This window comes from Pseudomonas sp. GW704-F2, from assembly GCF_059423025.1.
Genome location: NZ_JBWKXO010000020.1, coordinates 34,845 through 54,386, shown reverse-complemented (window position 1 = coordinate 54,386; position 19,542 = coordinate 34,845). Strand labels below are relative to the sequence as shown.

Below are 19,542 nucleotides of genomic sequence, written 5' to 3'. Positions count from 1 at the left end.
ACATAGGCCCGATATGCAGGAAACCGCCCACACCCCCGTCAAAGACGCCGCCCCCACTGGCACCCAGACCTTGCTGCGTGGCTTGGGCGTGGTGCAGGCGGTGGCGGCCGGTGCGCGGGATCTGAAAGAGATCGCCCGGCGCATCGGCACCACCCGCAGCACCACGCACCGCCTGGCCAGTTGCCTGGTGGAGGAGCGCTACCTGCGCGTGGTGCCGCAAGTCGGTTACCTGCTGGGGCCGAAGCTGATCGAGCTGGGGTTTCAGGCGCGCGAAGAGTTGCCGTTGGTGACCCTGGCGGTGCCGTACCTGGATGAGTTGTCGGCGCTGACCGGTGACACCATCCACCTGGCGATTCGCGAAGACGACGACGTGCTCTACCTGCACAAGAACCCCGGGCGCAACGGTCCGGAAATGCGCTCGCGGGTCGGCCATCGCATGCCGCTGGCGCGGACCGGCATCGGCAAGGCGCTGCTGTTGGATGACAGCGTCGAAGAGTGGCAGCGCCTGTACGAAGTCAGCCAGCCGGCGGCAGGGAAACACCTGCAGTGGCCGCAACACCCCGAGCAATCCTGGGCGCAGTTCGAGCAGCGCATGCATGAGTATGTGCTGGGCGGGTATGCGTTCGACCTGGAAGACAACGAACCGTCGATCCGCTGCGTGGCGGCACCGGTGCGCGATGCCAGCCGGCGAATCGTCGCCGGCATCAGCATCGCCAGTACCGTGCCCTACATGCCGCTGGAGAAAATGGCCGAGCTGATTCCTGTGATCAAACAGGTTGCGGCGCGGCTGTCTGCGGAGTTGGGCGCGAAGGCCTGATCAGGCCTTCAAGGTCGCCATGTCGATGACAAAGCGGTACTTCACATCGCCGGCGATCATGCGCGTGAACGCCTCGTTGATCTGACGAATGTCGAGCATTTCGATGTCGCAGGTGATGCCATGCTCGGCGCAGAAATCCAGGACTTCCTGGGTTTCGGCGATGCCGCCGATCAGCGAACCGGCGAGCATTTTACGCCCCAGCACCAGCTTGGCGGCGTTGACGGGCGGGTCCACCGGCTCGATCAGGCCAACGAGGATATGCACGCCGTCAAAGCGCAGCACATCGAGGTAGGGGTTCAGGTCGTGCTGCACCGGGATGGTGTCCAGCAGGAAGTCGAAGTGCCCGGCGGCGGCGTGCATTTGCGCGGCGTCGGTGGACACGATCACATGATCCGCGCCCTGGCGGCGGCCTTCCTCGGCCTTGCTCGCGGAGCGGGTGAACAGCGTGACTTCGGCGCCCATCGCCTTGGCGAACTTGATGCCCATATGGCCCAGGCCGCCCATGCCGAGAATCCCGACTTTATCGCCGGCCTTCACACCGTAGTGCTTGAGCGGCGAGTAGGTGGTGATGCCCGCGCAGAGGAGCGGTGCGGCGCTGGCCAGGTCGAGCTTGGCCGGGATCTTCACCACAAAGTGTTCGCTGACCACGATGCTGTCGGAGTAGCCGCCCATGGTGTTGCTGCCGTCCACACGGTCCGGGGTGGCGTAGGTCATGGTCGGGCCTTCGAGGCAGTATTGCTCCAGGTCCGCTTGGCAGGCGTCGCAATGGCGGCACGAATCGACCATGCAGCCGACGCCGACCAGATCACCGACCTTATGCGCGGTGACGCTGGCGCCGACGGCGGTGACTTTGCCGACAATCTCGTGGCCCGGCATCAGTGGGTACACGGCGATGCCCCATTCGTTGCGGGCCTGGTGGATGTCGGAGTGGCAGACGCCGCAGTACAGAATTTCGATCGCCACGTCATCGGCGCGCGGGCTGCGGCGTTCAAACGACATGGGGGCGAGGGGAGTGGTGGCCGACTGGGCGGCATAACCGATAGCGGTGTACATGAGTGAACCTCGCAGAAGCAGTGACAAGTGAGGTGGGCCATTTTCCGCGCCGACCCCGGAGGCGGCCATGGCGATTGCTCCGAGTCTCATGCCTATTCGTCCGGCAGTACGCCTGGTTTGGATGCACGGCGCGCCAGACCTGCGATGATGCTCTCATCCCTTATTCGCGAAGTTTTTTGCCATGTTGTTGACCCGCCATCTCGACGCCAACGCCACCCTGGTTTCCTTGATCGAGCGGCTGACGCCCTGCGACGGTTTCTCCCCGACCCACCTGCCGGGCGTGCAGGTGCTGCGCGCCAGTTGCGACGTCGCACGCGGGCCGCAGATCTATGAGCCGAGCCTGATGTTCGTCGCCCAAGGCAGCAAAGTCGCGTACCTGGGCCCGCGTACCCTGGAGTACGGCGCGGGGCACTACCTGATCCAGGCGATGCCGGTGCCGTTCGAGTGCGAGACGTTCGCCCTGGCGCCCGACGCACCGCTGCTGGGGGTGACGGTGGGCATTGACCGGGTGGTGCTGGGCGAATTGGTGATGGCCATGGGCATGCAGGCCGGGCCGCCGCCGACGGCGCAGACCTTGGAGTCGATGAGTTCGGTGGTGCTGGATGACGCCATGCGCGGTTGCGTCGAGCGCCTGTTGCAATGCCTGCATGATCCGTTGGAAAGCCGGATCATGGGCCCGGCGCGTGTGCGCGAATTACTCTTCACCGCCTTGCGCGGGCCCCAGGCCGATGTGTTGCGGGCGTTGGTGGAACAGCAGGGGCAGTTCTCGCGGATCGCCACCTCGTTGAATCACCTGCATGCTCATTACGCCGAGCCGCTGAATATCGAGACGTTGGCAGGTTACGCGCACATGAGTGCGTCGACCTTTCATGAACACTTCAAGCGCTGCACCTTGTTGTCGCCGGTGCAGTATCTGAAGCGTTTGCGTTTGCTCAAGGCGCAGCAGTTGTTGCTGGTGGAAGGCATGGGCGTGGCACAGGCGGCGCATCGGGTGGGGTATCAGAGTACGTCGCAGTTCAGCCGCGAATATAAGCGCTACTTCGAGCGCAACCCGGGCGAAGAGCGCGCTGCCTGATTCTCCCTGGCTCAACGGGATTAAAAATGTGGGAGGGGGCTTGCCCCCGATGACGGTGGGTCAGCCATCGATGTGCTGACTGTTCCACCGCTATCGGGGGCAAGCCCCCTCCCACATTGAGTTGATGCCAGCCACAAAAAAGGCTCCCGATCTGGGAGCCTCCTGGGTCATGCAACCCTTTTACATATTCGGGTAAGTCGGCCCACCTGCGCCTTCCGGCGTGACCCAGGTGATGTTCTGCGAAGGGTCCTTGATGTCACAGGTCTTGCAGTGTACGCAGTTCTGGGCGTTGATCTGGAAGCGCTTCTCGCCGTCTTCCTTGGTCACCACTTCATACACGCCGGCCGGGCAGTAGCGCTGCGCCGGTTCATCGTAGAGCGGCAGGTTGGTGCCGATCGGGATGCTCGGGTCTTTGAGTTTCAAGTGGCACGGCTGTTCTTCTTCGTGGTTGGTGCCGGAGATGAACACCGAGCTCAGTTTGTCGAAGCTCAGCTTGCCGTCGGGCTTGGGGTAGTCGATCTTCTGGCAGTCCTTGGCCAGCTTGAGGCAGGCGTAGTCCGGCTTGGTGTCGTGCAGGGTGAACGGCATCTTGCCGCCGAGGATGTTCTGGTCGAACCAGTTGAAGCCGGCACCGATGATCGGGCCGAACTTGTGCATCGCCGGGCCGAAGTTACGGGTGGCGAACAGCTCTTCGTAGAGCCAGCTGGCTTTGAACGCGTCGACGTAGTTGGTCAGCTCGTCGCCGCCTTCGGCGTCGGCCAACAGGCGCTCGGCCACGGCGTCGGCGGCGAGCATGCCGGACTTCATCGCGGTGTGGCTGCCTTTGATCTTGGCCACGTTCATGGTGCCCAGGTCGCAGCCGATCAATGCGCCGCCCTTGAACACCATCTTCGGCAACGAGTTGATGCCGCCCTTGGCCAGCGCGCGCGCGCCGTAGCTGACGCGCTTGCCACCTTCCAGATACTGGGCCAGCACCGGGTGGTGCTTGAGGCGCTGGAACTCTTCGAACGGCGACAGGAAAGTGTTGCTGTAGGACAGGTCGACGATCAGGCCGACCACCACCTGGTTGTTTTCCAGGTGATAGAGGAACGAGCCACCGGTGTTCTCGTTGCTCATGATGTCCAGCGGCCAACCGGCGGTGTGGACCACCAGGCCGGGTTGATGCTTGGCTGGGTCGATTTCCCAGATTTCCTTCAGGCCGATGCCGTAGTGCTGGGCGTCGGCGTCGCTGTCCAGCTTGAAGCGCTGGATCAGTTGCTTGCCGATATGGCCACGGCAGCCTTCGGCGAACAGCGTGTACTTGCCGCGCAGTTCCATGCCGGGGGTGTAGACGCCTTCCTTCGGCTTGCCTTCGCGGTCGACGCCGAGGTCGCCGGTGATGATTCCGCGCACCACGCCGTTTTCGTCGAACAGCGCTTCCTGCGCGGCGAAGCCTGGGTAGACTTCCACGCCGAGGTTCTCGGCCTGCTGAGCCAGCCAGCGGCACAGGTTGCCCAGGGAGATAATGTAGTTGCCTTCGTTGTGCATGGTCTTGGGCACAAAGAAGTCAGGCACCTTGGTCGAGGTGTCGGCGCTGCGCAGCACATAGATGTCATCGCGCACCACCGGGGTGTTGAGCGGAGCGCCGAGTTCTTTCCAGTCCGGGAACAGTTCGTTCAGGGCGCGTGGTTCGAACACGGCACCGGAAAGGATATGTGCGCCGACCTCGGAGCCTTTCTCGACCACGCAGACGCTGATTTCCTTACCGGCTTCGGCGGCCTTCTGCTTCAGTCGGCAGGCGGCAGACAGGCCCGCCGGGCCAGCGCCGACGATGACCACGTCGAATTCCATGTATTCGCGTTCCACAGGCTATCTCCTACTCAGGCTCACAGGCTTTTTTTCTAATGGGTGGAGGTTGGGTGTCGTAAGCGTCATCGCTGCGTTCACTGGGCAGGCGGATGACCACCTTTCTCTCTAGGTGGCGCATTATATCTACACCACTCTCAGCGTCCAATACAAACGTTTGTTTGAATTGCTTGGAAGCTAGGTAAATCAAAGCAACGGGGCTTATGACTGGCCATTTTGCCGTATTGACCAGAATAGGCGTTCCGGTCAAGATACGGTCGGTTTTGCGCTCGCCGTAGGCTGACTGTAGGTTTCAAGAGCACCTTTAAAGACAGGCGAAGGCGAAAAAGAGTGACGCGTGCCCAATGCTGGCGCGCAGTTTACACGTCGCGATCATGAATGACCTCCCAGTCACCACTGACGAACGGTCATCACTCTCCATCGCTGCGTCACTTGCCGAAGGTTTTGAAGGTGCCCTTGTGTGCCGATGAGCATCAACCGCCAGGTTCGCCTAGGCGACTTTCTTTTCACCGGAGAGTAACGAGGAATCCATGAAGGTTCTTGTAGCTGTCAAACGCGTTGTCGATTACAACGTGAAAGTTCGCGTCAAGGCGGACAATTCCGGCGTCGACCTCGCTAACGTCAAGATGTCGATGAACCCTTTCTGCGAAATCGCCGTGGAAGAAGCCGTGCGCCTGAAAGAGAAAGGCGTGGCGACTGAAATCGTCGTGGTTACCATCGGCCCGACCACTGCTCAAGAGCAGCTGCGTACCGCTCTGGCCCTGGGCGCCGATCGCGCCATCCTGGTCGAGTCCGCTGAAGAACTGACCTCCCTGGCCGTGGCCAAGTTGCTCAAAGCCGTTGTCGACAAGGAACAGCCATCGCTGGTGATCCTCGGCAAACAGGCCATCGACAGCGACAACAACCAGACTGGCCAGATGCTGGCTGCACTGACCGGTTACGGCCAGGGCACCTTCGCCTCGAAAGTCGAAGTGAGCGGCGACAGCGTTGCCGTGACCCGCGAAATCGACGGCGGCGCGCAGACAGTTTCGTTGAAACTGCCGGCCATCGTCACCACCGACCTGCGTTTGAACGAGCCGCGCTACGCGTCTCTGCCAAACATCATGAAAGCCAAGAAGAAGCCTCTCGAAGTGCTGACTCCGGATGCTTTGGGCGTTTCCACCGCCTCTACCAACAAGACCGTCAAAGTCGAAGCGCCGGCTGCACGCAGCGCGGGCATCAAGGTCAAGTCGGTGGCTGAACTGGTCGAGAAACTGAAAAACGAAGCGAAGGTAATCTAATCATGACTATCTTGGTAATCGCTGAACACGACAACAAGGTACTGGCTCCGGCCACCCTGAACACCGTGGCCGCCGCGGCGAAAATCGGTGGTGACATCCACGTGCTGGTTGCAGGCCAGGGCGCTGGCGCCGTGGCTGAAGCCGCGGCGAAAGTCGCTGGCGTGAGCAAAGTACTGCTGGCCGACAACGCCGCTTACGCTCACCAACTGCCGGAAAACGTCGCGCCTCTGGTCGCCGAGCTGGGTGCTGGCTACAGCCACATCCTGGCCGCTGCCACCTCCAACGGCAAAAACATCCTGCCGCGGGTTGCCGCGCAACTGGACGTTGACCAGATCTCCGAGATCATCTCGGTCGAAAGCGCCGACACCTTCAAGCGTCCGATCTACGCCGGCAACGCCATTGCCACCGTGCAATCGACCGCCGCGGTCAAGGTCATCACCGTGCGCGCCACCGGTTTCGACCCGGTTGCCGCCGAAGGCGGTTCGGCCGCCGTTGAAGCCGTCTCCGCGGCCCACGACGCGGGTATTTCCAGCTTCGTCGGCGAAGAGCTGGCCAAGTCGGATCGTCCTGAGCTGACCGCTGCCAAGATCGTCGTTTCCGGCGGGCGTGGCATGCAGAACGGCGACAACTTCAAGCACCTGTACGCTCTGGCCGACAAGCTGGGCGCTGCCGTCGGCGCTTCCCGCGCTGCGGTCGACGCAGGTTTCGTGCCCAACGACATGCAGGTCGGCCAGACCGGCAAGATCGTTGCGCCACAGCTGTACATCGCCGTCGGTATCTCCGGCGCGATCCAGCATTTGGCCGGCATGAAAGACTCCAAGGTGATCGTGGCGATCAACAAGGACGAAGAAGCACCGATCTTCCAGGTGGCTGATTACGGCCTGGTGGCGGACTTGTTCGAAGCCGTACCTGAATTGGAGAAGCTGGTCTAATCCAGTCGCTTCACTTATAAAGAGCCCGGTCTTTTGACCGGGCTTTTTATTATCGGAGCACCTCGCCATGGAATTGCGCCCCTGGGCCACACTGCTGGGTTTCACACTGTTGCTGCCGACCCTGTCGCTGGCGGCCGGCAAATGCGAGCGCCTGGTGGCTACCGGCAGCCCGGACGCTCCGCCTTTGCTCTGGCGCGATCCACAGGACCCCACGCACTTGATCGGCGCCACCGCCGACATGTTGCAGCAAGTGGCCCAGGACCTTGGGCTGAAAATCGACCTGCTCTATGGCGGCAAGCGTTCCCAGGCCTTGGATGAAGTGCGCAGCGGGCGCATGGATCTGCTGGCCGATGCGCCGTTGAATATCGGCGAGCTGGAAACCCTCGACTACCTCCACCCGGCGCTGGTGCAGATCGACTATCTGGTCTGGACCCGCAAGGACTCGGCGCTGGCCTATGCCACGGCCGCCGACCTGCACGGCCATCAGGGCGCGGTGTCGGAACGGGCGCGGTTGAGCCACGACTTTGAAACCTTCGCCGCCCAGCAATTGACCCTGCAACGCCTGCCCACCTTGACTCCGGCGTTTCAGAAACTGCTGCTGGGGGAAGTGGACTACGTACTCGCCGGGCGTTACTCCGGCATGGCCATGGCCGAGACCCTGGGCATGAGCAATGACCTGTTCGCCCGCGACGTGCCCGTCGATCAGCCTGGCCTGTACCTGGCGATTTCCCACAACTCCGCGTGCAATGACCCCTGGCTGCGCGGACAGCTGGCGAAAAAGATGACAGAATTGTCCGGGTCTGGTGTGGCGCAAGCTGCGCTGCAGCGCAATCTGGAGCGCTGGAAAGCGCAATTGCAACAACCCGTCGGCACCCCAACAAAGTAGGGATTTTCAGTGATTTTTCGACCTTTTTTAGCGGCCCTCGCCGTCGTTGCTCTGGCGGGATGTGCAGCCGATCCTGCGCCGAATGAACAAATACGCCTCACCCAGCAAGCGTTGGAACAAGCCAACGCCGTGGGTGCCAACTCCGATGAATCGTCCGAACTGAAACTGGCTGAAGGTAAATTCGCCCAGGCTCAGGCTGATATGGCCGACCAGTCCTACAAGAACGCGCGCATGCAGGCCGAACAGGCCGAGCTGGATGCGCGTCTCGCCGAAGCCCAAGTGTTGACCCGCAAGAGCCAGGAACAACTGAACGTGCTCAATACCCGTATCACCCGCCTGCGCAAGCAATTGCAGCTGGGAGAAGCCCAATGAGCCCGATGATCCGTGGCTTGAGTTGTGTCGTGCTGCTGGGCAGCGCGGCCCTGGGCGGTTGCGCCAGCCACCCGAATGGCGAGCAGGCCCTGCAACAGGCGGGCAGCGACTTCCAGAAGGTCAAGGAAGACGCCAACGTGCTGCGCTTCGCGCCCAAGGACGTGATCCGCGCCGGAGAGTCCCTGGCCCGTGCCGATCGCTTGTCCAGCTATTGGGGCAGCGGTGCCGACGTGGTGCATTACGCCTACCTCAGCCAGCGCTACAGCGCGATCGCCCGCGAACACACCGAGCAGGCGCTCAATCAGGAACGTGGCGCCAAACTCGAACTGGAACGCCAGCGCCTGCAACTGGCCCTGCGCGAGAGCAAGCTGGTCAGCGTGCAACAGCAGGGCAAATGGCTCGAGGAACAGATCGCCAGCCTGGCCACCACCCAGACCGATCGCGGCCTGGTGATGACCTTGGGCGACGTGTTGTTCGACACCGGTGAAGCCGAACTGAAAAACTCGGCCAACCGCACCGTGCTGAAAATCGTCCAGTTCCTGCAACTGAACCCCAAGCGCATCGTGCGTATCGAGGGTTACACCGACAGCACCGGCGGCGAGCAGGAAAACCTCCAACTGTCCCGCGACCGCGCGCAATCGGTGGCGGATGTGCTGGTGGACCTGGGGATCGACGAAAAGCGCATCCAGGTCGAAGGCTATGGCGACCAGTACCCGGTGGAGGCCAATGCTTCCGAGCGCGGCCGCGCGCAGAACCGCCGGGTAGAGATCGTGTTCTCCGACGCGAAGGGCCAGTTGGGCGCCGCCCGCTAGGAGCCTGGCGCAAGCAAAATATGGGAGGGGGGCCCCCTCCCACATTTTTTTCGGGGGGCCCGAAACGCCTCAGGCCACCCTTACAGTTTTTTCTATCACTGCCGCTCGCGCTCGACTATTGTGGCAACTGTCCCCGTACACTTCTAAACTGTGCCGGTATGTTTCACACAAAAATAAAATAGCCGTGAAATCGAGTGCTGCGTCATGACCAATCTGTTGCTTTACCAACGTATCGCCCAGCAACTGGCTGAGGATATCCGGCGCGGTGTCTATCAACCGGGTGAGCGTGTGCCTTCGGTGCGCAAGATGAGCTCCCAGCTCAACGTCAGCCATGCCACGGTGTTGCAGGCCTACGCCAACCTGGAAGATCAGGGCTTGATTCGCGCACGGCCGCAGTCCGGGTATTACGTACACCAGACACCGGCGCTGACGGCGCCGACGCCGGATATCGCCCGGGTCGAGCGCCCGGGGTTGGTGACGCGCAGCAGCATCATTCAGCAAGTGTTGGTGGAGTCGCGTCGCGAAGGCGTATTCCCGCTGGGCGCGGCCGTGCCGAGTGTGGATTACTTGCCGGTACGCGCACTGCACCAGCAGTTGGCCAAGGTCACGCGCTTCCAGAGCCCGCGGGCGTTCAGCTACATGTTCAGCCCCGGCTTCGAGCCGTTGCGCCGCCAGGTGGCGATCCGCATGCGCGATGCCGGCGTGGTGGTGGACCCGTCCGAAGTGGTGATCACCCACGGCTGCGTCGATGCCCTGCAGATGTCGTTACGGGTGCTGACGCGGCCGGGCGACCTGATCGCCGCCGAGTCGCCGACCTATTACGGCTTGCTGCAATTGGCGGATCTGCTGGGCCTCAAGGTCATCGAGATCCCCAGCGACCCCGCCACCGGCATGAGCCTGGAAGCCCTGCAATTGGCCGCTAACCAGTGGTCGATCAAAGCCCTGGTGCTGACCACGCGCCTGAGCAATCCGTTGGGCGGCACCATGCCCGAGGAGCGGCAGAAACACTTGCTGCGCCTGGCCTCGGATTTCGATATCCAGATCGTCGAAGACGATATCTACGGCGAACTGATGTTCGAACTGGGGCGCACCAAAGCCCTGAAAGCCTACGATCGCCTCGACCGCGTGATTTATTGCTCGAGCTTTTCCAAAACCCTGTCACCCGGCGTGCGTATCGGCTGGATGATCGCCGGCAAGTATCAGCAGGAAATCCAGCGTTTGCAGATGTTCAGCACCCATTCGGCGTGCAGCGTCACCCAGATGGGCGTCGCCGCGTACCTGGAGAACGGCGGTTACGATCGGCACCTGCGTTACATCCGCCAGGAGTACCGCAAGAACCTCAGCGCGTTCCAACTGGCGGTTCAGCAGTATTTTCCCGAAGGCACCCAGATGACCCGTCCGACCGGCGGTTTTATCCTGTGGGTCAGTTTGCCGGGGCGGGTCAATACCCAGGAACTGCACGTGCGTGCATTGCAGCAGGGCATCAGCATCGCACCGGGGTTGATCTTCAGTAATACGGAACAGTTCAACCACTGTATTCGTCTTAACTGCGGCACGCCGTGGAATCGCGAAGCAGAGCGGGCGCTGATGACTTTGGGGATGCTCGCCAGTCAGTTATGCCTGGAGACAGCGGCCGGCTTGTGAGGCTCGCCAAGTAGCCAGTTCTGATAGCTGGCCAATCACCGCGCTTGTCATGCTGCCTTCAACAAGCGAGCATATGGCCTTCTGCCGTTAATGCTGTTGGCAATATGACTTCTATTTTTCGCGCTGTTTTAGTGATTAGCCTGCTCAGCCTGAGTCACGTCGGCGTCACGCTGGCGGCGACGCCTGTGGCGGACCCCGCACCGACCGCGAGTACCGAGCACACAACCCCCGCAAAAAAACCGACCCCGGCGAAAAAAGCCCCGGCGACCAACAAAAAAAACGCATCGGCAAAAAAACGCGCGCCGGTTGCGAGCACGTCCAAGTCCGCCCACGAAGTGGCCCAGACCCACTTGCCACCGGCGCAGTTGGACTTGTCCCTGCCCTCCGACATGGTCAGGCATTTGCAGCCCATCGGCAGTATGCCTGCGCCGAAAAACGTACCGTTGTTGCCGCCGATGTTTGGCGAAAAGCCGACTGACAACAGTGCATTCCAGATCAACGGTCGCCTGCTCAGCAATGAGATGAAGCTGCAACTGCGCAACGAAGAACGGCGTGAGGTGGAAGGCGCGGCGCTGGATTTCGAATTCAAGCAATAAACTTTTCCGGCGAAGGTGACGTCGATACTCGACCATCTGTCGCAGACTGGTCAGTCACTTTTATTTTCTGCGAAAAACCCCTGTTAGACCATTTTAAAACGGCTGTTTAAGGGCGTACTCTAGCCCGGCCGTCCCTATTGAGCCGTCGAGGACCTGTTGCTCATGAAATGCCGTGAAGGCTGTGGCGCTTGCTGCATCGCCCCCTCCATCAGTTCACCGCTGCCGGGAATGCCCCACGGCAAACCCGCGGGCGAACGCTGCCTGCACCTGTCGGTCGAACAGTTATGCCTGCTGTTCGGGCAACCGGAACGGCCGGCGGTGTGCAGTGATTTCAAGGCGGATATCGAGGTCTGCGGCACCGACCAGGCCGATGCGATCAGGTTGATCGGCTGGTGGGAGCAGATGACGGCGGCTTGATGGCTTTACTATCGGAACTTCAACAATAAGGAATACAACAATGGTTTCGCTGAAACGAATGGCTGTGTTGTGCGGTTTTACGGTGTTGTTTGCTGCCACTGCTCAGGCTGAGGATTGGCAAGTCGCCAAGGATGAAGACGGGATCAAGGTGTCGCTGAGCGAAGTCGCCGGTTCCAAGTACAAGGCGTATCGCGGTGTGACAGTGATCAAGGCCCCCGTGGCCAAGATCGAGGCCTTGCAGGAAGATGCGGTCGGTGCCTGCGCCTGGATTCATGACTGCAAGTCGCAAAAGCTGCTCAAGCAGGAGGGCGTCAAGAGCTGGACCTACACCCAATTCAAGGCACCGTTCCCGGTGACCGACCGCGATTCGATCCTGGAAATCACCACGGCCAAGGCCGCCGACGGCAGCGTGACCCGCACCCTGCTGGAAGTGCCGACCTATCAGCCGGAAGTGAAGGGGTATGTGCGCGTGGCCCAGGTCGACGGCTACTGGAAACTGGTGCCTAAAGGTGCCAACGAAACCGAAGTGACCTACCAGGTACACACCGAGCCAGGCGGCAGCGTGCCTTCGTGGTTGGCCAACAAGTTCGTGGTGGACGCCCCGTTCAACACCTTGAAAGCCCTCAGGGAACGCGCCGAGAAGTAAGCGCGGCAGACCCGGTGCCTGCGACCTTGAGTGGAACGTTTAGCGAGCCCTCAAGGTCCAGATAGAGGTAAGCCCACACGCGGGCTTTATCGAGGAGGCACCGATGCAAAAGTGGCAGATTACCTTCGTTGATGATCACGGCGTGCAGTCCGTGGAGCAGTTCACCTGCGAGCGCAAGCCCAGCCTCGAAGATGCGGCACACTTGATTCGCGACAAGCTGGTGCCGGTGGCCGCCGAACTGGACCTCAATGACCTGGAAGGCCGTAAACCCGAACCGACGGTCAAGATCCTCAAAGACCAGAACAGTATCCAGATCCTCGACATCTCTCCCGTCGTCTGAACATTCCCTGTCTGCCATTCAAGCGCCTCTGGTGGAGGTGATAGCTTCGCGCTACTCTGCAAGTGAGATCAGCGAATGAATCGCTAAGGTCTGGTCTTGTCAGCTACATGCTTGTTTTCCAGCGGTGATGTCATTGCCGTAGTACCCGCGCCAGTAAGGCGTGGGCTTCGGGAAGCACGGAAAGTCTATCCATCGGTTTGAGGAGGACGTTTCATGAGCACAGCCTATCAAGAAGACATCAGCACCAACGTTCTGCGCCGCATGAAAGAAGGCGGCTTCGATTTTTCACGGTTCCACCCCATCGAGTTCTACGCCATTTTCCCGGACGAGGAACGGGCGCGCAGGGCTGCGGGTCGGTTTCGTGGCGAATCCCTGAATGCCCAGGTCAGCGCGCGCGACGATGGCGCCTGGTACCTGGAACTGAGCAAGATCATGTTTGCAACCTACGACGGCATAGGAGACTTCGAGCAAGACTTTGAAGCGGTGGTCGAGCCGCTGGGCGGGATCATCGAAGGATGGGGCGTCAAGCAGGAGGTGCGTGGGTTACCCATGTAGCAGTATGAGAAACACAGCGTATCGGCTGACCTTTGGGTCGGCCGATTTTGTTTGTGGCGTCTGAAATCAGACGCAACTCGCGCGGTATTTCCAGGCAAAAAAAACCACCCGAGTGGGGTGGTCGAAAGGGAAGACCGGAGGAGTCGGTCGATACACGAGATCACACGGTACCGATTGCTCGATGGGTAAGGCTGTAGGACGAGTCCTGTTCAGCAGATGACGGTGATTATCCGCACCGGGGGGCGGGCAGTGAAATCAACACTGGCTATGCTGTTGATAGTCAAAGCCCGCATTGTGATGAAGCGCGCGACAAGACACCGGGCATTCCGCGCACCAGGATGGTGCGCTTAACTCCCCGCTATTATTTAACTCACTGATTTTTAAGTGTTTATGCCGCTGGCACGGGCCTTGCGATGATTCTTGCGTCCGGGTGACAAGGAGTACGGCATGATCCGCACTTATTACGACGAAATGTACGATGGGGCAGGGCAGGTTCGCCCTCATTACCGCGAGTTCGCCCGCTGGTTGGCCGAAACCCCCGCTGAACTGCTGGCCCAGCGCCGGCGTGAAGCCGATTTGCTGTTTCACCGCGCCGGGATCACCTTCACCCTCTACGGGGATGAGCAGGGCACCGAGCGCCTGATTCCCTTCGACACCATCCCGCGCAGCATTCCCGCCAGTGAATGGCGGATTGTCGAACGTGGCTGCATTCAGCGGGTCAAGGCGCTGAACATGTTTCTCGCCGACCTCTACCATGAACAACGCATCATCAAGGCCGGGATCATTCCCGCCGAACAGGTGCTGGCCAACGAGCAGTATCAGTTGGCTATGCAGGGCTTGAATCTGCACCGCGATCTGTATTCCCACATCTCCGGTGTCGATCTCGTGCGTGATGGTGACGGCACTTACTACGTGCTGGAGGACAACCTACGCACGCCCAGCGGCGTCAGCTACATGCTCGAAGACCGCAAGATGATGATGCGCCTGTTCCCCGAACTGTTCGCGGCCCAGCGTATCGCACCGATCGACCACTACCCCAACTTGCTGCTCGACACCCTGAAAAGCGCCAGCCCCCTGGATAACCCCAGCGTGGTGGTGTTGACCCCCGGGCGTTTCAACAGTGCGTTCTTTGAGCATGCCTTCCTCGCCCGGGAAATGGGCGTGGAACTGGTGGAGGGCGCCGACCTGTTCGTGCGCGATGACCGCGTTTTCATGCGTACCACCGACGGCCCCAAGGCCGTGGACGTGATCTATCGCCGCCTCGACGATGCGTTTCTCGACCCGCTGGCCTTCAACCCGGACTCCATGCTCGGCGTCCCCGGCCTGCTTGCCGCCTATCGTTCGGGCAATGTGGTGTTGGCCAACGCGATCGGCACCGGGGTGGCGGATGACAAGTCGGTGTACCCCTTTGTCACCGAGATGATCCGTTTTTACCTGGATGAAGAACCGATCTTGAAGAACGTTCCGACCTTCCAATGCCGTAAGCCCGACGAACTGTCCCACGTATTGGCTAACCTGCCGCACCTGGTGGTCAAGGAAACCCAAGGCTCCGGCGGCTACGGCATGCTCGTCGGTCCGGCTTCCACGGCGGCGGAAATCGAAGCCTTCCGCGCGCGTATCAAGGCCAAGCCCCACGCCTATATCGCACAGCCGACCCTGTGTTTATCCACCTGCCCGACCTTCGTCGAAAACGGTATCGCCCCGCGCCATATCGACCTGCGCCCGTTCGTGTTGTCCGGCAAGGAAACCCGCGTGGTGCCCGGCGGCCTGACCCGCGTGGCGCTGCGCGAAGGTTCACTGGTGGTCAACTCGTCCCAGGGCGGCGGCACCAAAGACACTTGGGTGGTTGAGGACTGATGCCATGTTGAGTAGAACTGCCTCGGATCTGTACTGGATGTCGCGCTACCTTGAACGCGCGGAAAACCTCGCGCGCATGCTCGACGTCAGCTATTCGCTGTCGCTGATGCCCCAGGACGGGCGCGGCGACGGCCTGCATGAACTGGCCATGCCGTTGCTGATCACCGGCACGCTGGATGACTACCACGCGCGACACGGTGAGCTGCACGCCGAACGCCTGCTGCACTTTTTCGCCCTGGACGCGGCCAACCCGGCCAGCATCTACAGCTGCCTCGGTGCTGCGCGGGCCAGCGCCCATGCGGTGCGTGGGCGAATCACGGCCGACATGTGGGAAAACATCAACGCCACCTGGCTGGATATCCGCGACATCGCCCAGCAAGGCTTGAGCCGCTACGGCATGAGCCGGTTCTGTGAGTGGGTCAAGGAGCGTTCGCACCTGTTTCGCGGCGCCACCTACGGCACGATCATGCGCAACGATGCTTTCCGCTTTATCCGTCTGGGCACTTTCATCGAGCGCGCCGACAATACCCTGCGCCTGCTGGACGCACGCTATGAAATGGCTGGCGACCAGGCCGAAGCGGTCAGCGATGGCACGGCCCACGCGTACTACCAGTGGAGTGCCTTGTTGCGTGCGTTGTCGTCGTTCGAGGCCTACACCGAGATCTACCGCGACGCCCCCGGCGCCCGGCAAGTGGCAGAGCTGTTGCTGTTGCGCGCCGATGTGCCGCGTTCGCTGCGGGCCTGCAGCGAAGAGATCGACCAGATCCTCGCCAGCCTGCCCGGTCTCAACGGCCGCCCGGCCCAGCGCCTGGCCGCCGAAATGGATGCACGCCTGCGCTTTACCGCCATCGACGAAATCCTCGAGGAAGGCCTGCATGCCTGGCTGACCGACTTTATTCCCTTGGTCCGCCAGTTGGGCGACGCCATCTACAGTTCCTACCTGGAGGCGGCATGAGACTCTCCATCAGCCACGAAACCACCTACCACTACGACGATCAGGTGCGTGCCAGCATCCAGTACCTGCGCCTTACGCCCCACGACAGCGAACGCCAGCACGTACTCAGTTGGCAACTGGATCTACCGCGTCCGGTGCGCGCCCAGGTCGACCCGTTCGGCAATATCCTGCATGTGCTGACCCTGGACGAGCCCCACGACGCCATCATCATCGGCGCCCGGGGCCAGGTGGATATCGACGAGTTGCGCGAGGCTGAGCACGAGAGCCAGTCCGCCTACCCGTTCCTGCGCAGTACGCGGCTGACCGAGCCCGACGAAGCCCTGCGCCGCTTTGCCGAGCAGCATTGCCATCAGCGCCGCGACCGCAGCGCCTTGATCGACCTGATGCACGCGCTCAACCACTCGATGGTCTACACGCCCGGCGCCACGGAGGTCGACACCAGCGCCGCGCAGGCCTTCGCGGGGCGTGCGGGGGTGTGCCAGGACCACGCCCACGCGTTCCTGGCCTGCGCGCGCAGCCTGGGGATTCCAGCGCGGTATGTGTCGGGGTATTTGTACACCGAGGACAGCACGCACCTGGCCAGTCACGCCTGGGCCGAAGCCTGGCTGGACGACGCCTGGTACAGCTTTGACGTGACCAACCAACTGGCGCGGCCGGAGCGGCACCTGAAACTGGCCGTGGGCCTGGATTATCTGGACGCCTGCCCGGTACGCGGCATGCGGCGCGGCGGCGGGCATGAGCAGATGCATGCCAAGGTGTCGGTGGCGCCGACGCCGCTGGTTTCGGTGCAGCAGCAATAGCTCAGGGCTGCTGCTTGCGCCCGGCCATATGCTTCAAATACCCCACCAGCAACGTCAGCTCGCTGTCGGGCAACACGCCGGCGGCGAAGGCCGGCATTTTCGCCTGGGGCCAGCGCCGCAGGCTTTGTGGGTCGCGGATATAGCGCTTGAGAAAATCGCCGCTGAAATATTCGGTGGGGTTGTAGGGAATGTTCAGGTCCGGCCCTACCTGTGCATCGCCAGCCCCATTGAGGCGGTGACAGGCCAGGCAGTTTTTCTGGAACAGCGCAAAACCTTGGTTGACCGGATCATTCGCACCCAGCTTCGGATCGGGCAGCAACGCCGGAAAACGCTCGGCAACCGTCTTCAACTGCTTGATCCCGGAGATCTGGAACGGCCATTGCTCGGAGCTGATGTGCCCGGCCTGAGGGTTCGTCCACACCAGGTAGAACGGCCCGGCACTCGGCTTGTCGGCGGCCAGCGCGGGCCACGGATCGCTGGGATCTTCCACCGCCAGCCAGGCGCGGGCGCCGTGTGTTTCCAGCAAAGGCGCGGCGCTCAGTTCGGCGGCGAACCCGTCGAGCGCGATGGCCTGCAGATGGTTTTCCGTCTGCAGACCCGGTAGGAGTACCGCCAGCGGGACTGCGCGATACGTCATGCTTCGCTTGTAGGAAACGTCATCAACGATATGCACCGTCTGTGCATCGGGGTGCTTGAGCAGGTCTTCGGTCTGCCAGGTCTTGCTGGTGTGGTCCAGCTCGATGGTCAACTGCGCGGCGGCAACGGGCAGGGCGAGGAACAAGGCGAAGAGGGCGAGGATCGATTTCAAGAGAGAGGCCCGGTGCGAGAAGAAGTGGCGCCTAAGATACCGGAAAATTCCCAGGCAAAACGGCAGCCCCTGCAACGGGACCGCTATACGCAATGTCCCCGCAGGAGCTGCCAAAAACTGCAAGCCTGATGTACAGAATGGCGCGTGTGATTCGTCACCCAAGCACCTTGGTCAGGTTGGGCAAGATCAGAATCAGTGTGGTGGCGAACAGAATAAGTCCCGCCTGACGTATTTTCGAATGCTTGAACATGGCTGACTGCCTTTTGTTGTTATTCCTGAGCGTCAAATGCGTGCCGGTTTATTTCAGTATCGCAACGTGACGTGTCGCTTTTCTTACAGATGCTCCAGCAAAACCCGGCAGCAACTTCCTACTGAGTGAACCTTAGAGCCCTCGTTCTGCGTGGCTTAGATCCATTTCATATCAACTTGTCATATTTTTTACTGAAAAAGGTATGAGGCCTATCGCCATCTTGGCGCCAATGCCTTGGCTAGACCGCTAAAACGATTAATCAAACGGTTGCACTCATCTGCTACCGTTCGTCCGAGCGAGGGGGTCAAACGCAATGAGCGCATCCGTCATTGAAACCGTGTCAATCGGGCCTAAGGTAAGGGCACACATGCACAGCGGTTCGAGGATGTCATGACCCAAGCTTTGATCTTTGATGCGATACGCACGCCCCGGGGCAAAGGCAAGGCCGACGGTGCCTTGTACAGCGTCAAGCCGGTAAACCTGGTGGCGGGTTTGTTGACGGCGCTGGCCCGGCGCAGCGACCTCGATACCCGCCAGGTCGATGACATCGTCCTCGGCTGCGTCACCCCCGTGGGCGACCAGGGCGCGGACATCGCCAAGACCGCCGCGCTGGTGGCGGACTGGGACGTCAGCGTCGCCGGTGTCCAGGTCAACCGCTTCTGCGCCTCGGGCCTCGAGGCGGTGAACCTGGGCGCGATGAAAGTGCGTTCCGGCTTCGAAGACCTGGTGGTGGTCGGTGGCGTCGAGTCGATGTCCCGCGTGCCCATGGGCAGCGATGGCGGCGCCTGGGTGCTCGATCCGCAAACCAATCTGCACAGCCATTTCACGCCCCAGGGCATTGGCGCGGATTTGATCGCGACCCTGGAAGGCTTCAGTCGTCAAGACGTCGACGCCTTCGCCCTGCATTCCCAGCAGAAAGCGGCCCGGGCGCGCGCAGACGGTTCCTTCAATAAGTCGCTGATCGCGGTGCAGGACCAGAACGGCCTTGTGCTGTTGGACCACGATGAATTTATCCGTGCCGACTCCACCCTCGAAGGCTTGGGCAAGCTCAAGCCCAGCTTCGAGATGATCGGGCAGATGGGCTTCGACGCCACCGCGCTGCGGGTCTATAGCCATGTCGAGCGGATCAACCATGTCCACACCCCCGGCAACAGCTCCGGTATCGTCGACGGTGCCGCGTTGATGTTGATCGGCTCCGAGGCCAAGGGCCGCGAGCTGGGCCTGCAAGCGCGGGCGCGGATTGTCGCCACGGCGGTCACCAGCACCGACCCTACCATCATGCTCACCGGCCCGGCGCCAGCCACGCGCAAGGCGTTGGCCAAGGCCGGGCTGCGCGTCGAAGACATCGACCTGTTCGAGGTCAACGAGGCGTTCGCCTCGGTGGTACTCAAGTTCATCAAAGACATGGGCATCGACGCCGCCCGGGTCAACGTCAACGGCGGCTCGATCGCCATGGGCCACCCGCTGGGCGCTACCGGTTGCGCAATCCTCGGCACCTTGCTCGACGAACTGGAAGTGCGCCAACAACGCTACGGCCTGGCCACCCTGTGTGTCGGCGGTGGCATGGGCATCGCCACCATTATCGAACGCCTCTGAGCCCAA

20 protein-coding genes are annotated in these 19,542 nt (G+C 61.5%); 17 read left to right on the top strand and 3 right to left on the bottom strand.

The window, feature by feature from the left end:
• Positions 1-13: 13 nt before the first annotated feature.
• A complete protein-coding gene (locus AC07W0_RS17950; RefSeq protein ID WP_046489321.1) occupies positions 14-817 on the top strand; it encodes an IclR family transcriptional regulator in 804 nt (267 codons plus the stop codon).
• Here AC07W0_RS17950 and AC07W0_RS17945 read toward each other — a convergent pair whose 3' ends face one another.
• Complete coding sequence (locus tag AC07W0_RS17945; protein WP_102618467.1) at positions 818-1,870, bottom strand: NAD(P)-dependent alcohol dehydrogenase; 1,053 nt, start codon at positions 1,868-1,870, stop codon at positions 818-820.
• Positions 1,871-2,051: 181 nt separating this feature from the next.
• Here AC07W0_RS17945 and AC07W0_RS17940 point away from each other — a divergent pair, with 181 nt between their 5' ends.
• The gene (locus tag AC07W0_RS17940; protein ID WP_017848522.1) at positions 2,052-2,945 is read left to right on the top strand and encodes an AraC family transcriptional regulator; all 894 of its coding nucleotides are present in this window, start codon (positions 2,052-2,054) and stop codon (positions 2,943-2,945) included.
• A gap of 180 nt (positions 2,946-3,125) precedes the next feature.
• On the opposite strand, the gene AC07W0_RS17935 is transcribed toward AC07W0_RS17940, so the two are convergent.
• Complete coding sequence (locus AC07W0_RS17935) at positions 3,126-4,790, bottom strand: electron transfer flavoprotein-ubiquinone oxidoreductase (RefSeq protein ID WP_102618466.1); 1,665 nt, start codon at positions 4,788-4,790, stop codon at positions 3,126-3,128.
• A gap of 530 nt (positions 4,791-5,320) precedes the next feature.
• Between AC07W0_RS17935 and AC07W0_RS17930 the strand changes: the two genes are divergently transcribed.
• The 14 genes from AC07W0_RS17930 to AC07W0_RS17865 all read left to right on the top strand — a co-directional run bounded on the left by AC07W0_RS17930 (position 5,321) and on the right by AC07W0_RS17865 (position 16,882).
• Positions 5,321-6,070 (top strand): electron transfer flavoprotein subunit beta/FixA family protein, encoded by a 750-nt coding sequence (locus tag AC07W0_RS17930; RefSeq protein ID WP_017848520.1) that lies wholly within the window; start codon positions 5,321-5,323, stop codon positions 6,068-6,070.
• 2 nt (positions 6,071-6,072) lie between these two features.
• Complete coding sequence (locus AC07W0_RS17925) at positions 6,073-7,002, top strand: electron transfer flavoprotein subunit alpha/FixB family protein (RefSeq protein WP_017848519.1); 930 nt, start codon at positions 6,073-6,075, stop codon at positions 7,000-7,002.
• 67 nt (positions 7,003-7,069) lie between these two features.
• Positions 7,070-7,888 carry a substrate-binding periplasmic protein gene (locus AC07W0_RS17920; RefSeq protein ID WP_046382389.1) on the top strand — a complete coding sequence of 273 codons (819 nt, stop codon included), beginning with the start codon at positions 7,070-7,072 and terminating at the stop codon, positions 7,886-7,888.
• Positions 7,889-7,897: 9 nt separating this feature from the next.
• On the top strand, positions 7,898-8,260 hold the full coding sequence (locus tag AC07W0_RS17915) for a DUF4398 domain-containing protein (protein ID WP_026140217.1): 363 nt from the start codon (positions 7,898-7,900) through the stop codon (positions 8,258-8,260).
• Complete coding sequence (locus AC07W0_RS17910) at positions 8,257-9,072, top strand: OmpA family protein (protein ID WP_046489324.1); 816 nt, start codon at positions 8,257-8,259, stop codon at positions 9,070-9,072. The genes AC07W0_RS17915 and AC07W0_RS17910 overlap by 4 nt, the downstream gene beginning before the upstream one ends.
• Positions 9,073-9,276: 204 nt before the next feature.
• Positions 9,277-10,716: an aminotransferase-like domain-containing protein gene (locus AC07W0_RS17905; RefSeq protein ID WP_017848515.1), complete on the top strand. Its 1,440-nt coding sequence runs from the start codon at positions 9,277-9,279 to the stop codon at positions 10,714-10,716.
• Between the two features lie 104 nt (positions 10,717-10,820).
• Positions 10,821-11,312 carry a translation initiation factor 2 gene (locus AC07W0_RS17900; RefSeq protein WP_102618465.1) on the top strand — a complete coding sequence of 164 codons (492 nt, stop codon included), beginning with the start codon at positions 10,821-10,823 and terminating at the stop codon, positions 11,310-11,312.
• A 162-nt stretch (positions 11,313-11,474) separates the two neighbouring features.
• Complete coding sequence (locus AC07W0_RS17895) at positions 11,475-11,729, top strand: YkgJ family cysteine cluster protein (RefSeq protein ID WP_017848513.1); 255 nt, start codon at positions 11,475-11,477, stop codon at positions 11,727-11,729.
• A 40-nt stretch (positions 11,730-11,769) separates the two neighbouring features.
• Positions 11,770-12,375 (top strand): START domain-containing protein, encoded by a 606-nt coding sequence (locus tag AC07W0_RS17890; RefSeq protein ID WP_046489328.1) that lies wholly within the window; start codon positions 11,770-11,772, stop codon positions 12,373-12,375.
• Between the two features lie 103 nt (positions 12,376-12,478).
• Positions 12,479-12,715 carry a hypothetical protein gene (locus AC07W0_RS17885; protein ID WP_046382393.1) on the top strand — a complete coding sequence of 79 codons (237 nt, stop codon included), beginning with the start codon at positions 12,479-12,481 and terminating at the stop codon, positions 12,713-12,715.
• 213 nt (positions 12,716-12,928) lie between these two features.
• Positions 12,929-13,270 (top strand): ribonuclease E inhibitor RraB, encoded by a 342-nt coding sequence (locus AC07W0_RS17880; protein ID WP_003193463.1) that lies wholly within the window; start codon positions 12,929-12,931, stop codon positions 13,268-13,270.
• Between the two features lie 447 nt (positions 13,271-13,717).
• Positions 13,718-15,127 (top strand): circularly permuted type 2 ATP-grasp protein, encoded by a 1,410-nt coding sequence (locus AC07W0_RS17875; RefSeq protein ID WP_046382394.1) that lies wholly within the window; start codon positions 13,718-13,720, stop codon positions 15,125-15,127.
• A 4-nt stretch (positions 15,128-15,131) separates the two neighbouring features.
• Positions 15,132-16,082 carry an alpha-E domain-containing protein gene (locus AC07W0_RS17870; protein ID WP_026140215.1) on the top strand — a complete coding sequence of 317 codons (951 nt, stop codon included), beginning with the start codon at positions 15,132-15,134 and terminating at the stop codon, positions 16,080-16,082.
• Positions 16,079-16,882, top strand: a complete 804-nt coding sequence (locus AC07W0_RS17865; protein ID WP_102618464.1) for a transglutaminase family protein — start codon at positions 16,079-16,081, stop codon at positions 16,880-16,882. Before AC07W0_RS17870 ends, AC07W0_RS17865 begins: the two co-directional genes overlap by 4 nt.
• A 1-nt stretch (position 16,883) precedes the next feature.
• Here AC07W0_RS17865 and AC07W0_RS17860 read toward each other — a convergent pair whose 3' ends face one another.
• A complete protein-coding gene (locus tag AC07W0_RS17860) occupies positions 16,884-17,690 on the bottom strand; it encodes a c-type cytochrome (protein ID WP_102618463.1) in 807 nt (268 codons plus the stop codon).
• A 640-nt stretch (positions 17,691-18,330) separates the two neighbouring features.
• Here AC07W0_RS17860 and AC07W0_RS17855 point away from each other — a divergent pair.
• Entirely contained in the window at positions 18,331-19,536 is a 1,206-nt protein-coding gene (locus AC07W0_RS17855) for an acetyl-CoA C-acetyltransferase (protein ID WP_046382396.1), read from the top strand.
• Positions 19,537-19,542: the final 6 nt, after the last annotated feature.

Coding starts and splice junctions, on each gene's coding strand:
- AC07W0_RS17885 (WP_046382393.1), top strand. CDS start 12,479: ATGCAAAAGTGGCAGATTACCTTCGTTGATGATCACGGCGTGCAGTCC.
- AC07W0_RS17940 (WP_017848522.1), top strand. CDS start 2,052: ATGTTGTTGACCCGCCATCTCGACGCCAACGCCACCCTGGTTTCCTTG.
- AC07W0_RS17865 (WP_102618464.1), top strand. CDS start 16,079: ATGAGACTCTCCATCAGCCACGAAACCACCTACCACTACGACGATCAG.
- AC07W0_RS17895 (WP_017848513.1), top strand. CDS start 11,475: ATGAAATGCCGTGAAGGCTGTGGCGCTTGCTGCATCGCCCCCTCCATC.
- AC07W0_RS17910 (WP_046489324.1), top strand. CDS start 8,257: ATGAGCCCGATGATCCGTGGCTTGAGTTGTGTCGTGCTGCTGGGCAGC.
- AC07W0_RS17855 (WP_046382396.1), top strand. CDS start 18,331: ATGACCCAAGCTTTGATCTTTGATGCGATACGCACGCCCCGGGGCAAA.
- AC07W0_RS17905 (WP_017848515.1), top strand. CDS start 9,277: ATGACCAATCTGTTGCTTTACCAACGTATCGCCCAGCAACTGGCTGAG.
- AC07W0_RS17870 (WP_026140215.1), top strand. CDS start 15,132: ATGTTGAGTAGAACTGCCTCGGATCTGTACTGGATGTCGCGCTACCTT.
- AC07W0_RS17945 (WP_102618467.1), bottom strand. CDS start 1,870: ATGTACACCGCTATCGGTTATGCCGCCCAGTCGGCCACCACTCCCCTC.
- AC07W0_RS17930 (WP_017848520.1), top strand. CDS start 5,321: ATGAAGGTTCTTGTAGCTGTCAAACGCGTTGTCGATTACAACGTGAAA.
- AC07W0_RS17900 (WP_102618465.1), top strand. CDS start 10,821: ATGACTTCTATTTTTCGCGCTGTTTTAGTGATTAGCCTGCTCAGCCTG.
- AC07W0_RS17880 (WP_003193463.1), top strand. CDS start 12,929: ATGAGCACAGCCTATCAAGAAGACATCAGCACCAACGTTCTGCGCCGC.
- AC07W0_RS17950 (WP_046489321.1), top strand. CDS start 14: ATGCAGGAAACCGCCCACACCCCCGTCAAAGACGCCGCCCCCACTGGC.
- AC07W0_RS17925 (WP_017848519.1), top strand. CDS start 6,073: ATGACTATCTTGGTAATCGCTGAACACGACAACAAGGTACTGGCTCCG.
- AC07W0_RS17875 (WP_046382394.1), top strand. CDS start 13,718: ATGATCCGCACTTATTACGACGAAATGTACGATGGGGCAGGGCAGGTT.
- AC07W0_RS17920 (WP_046382389.1), top strand. CDS start 7,070: ATGGAATTGCGCCCCTGGGCCACACTGCTGGGTTTCACACTGTTGCTG.
- AC07W0_RS17890 (WP_046489328.1), top strand. CDS start 11,770: ATGGTTTCGCTGAAACGAATGGCTGTGTTGTGCGGTTTTACGGTGTTG.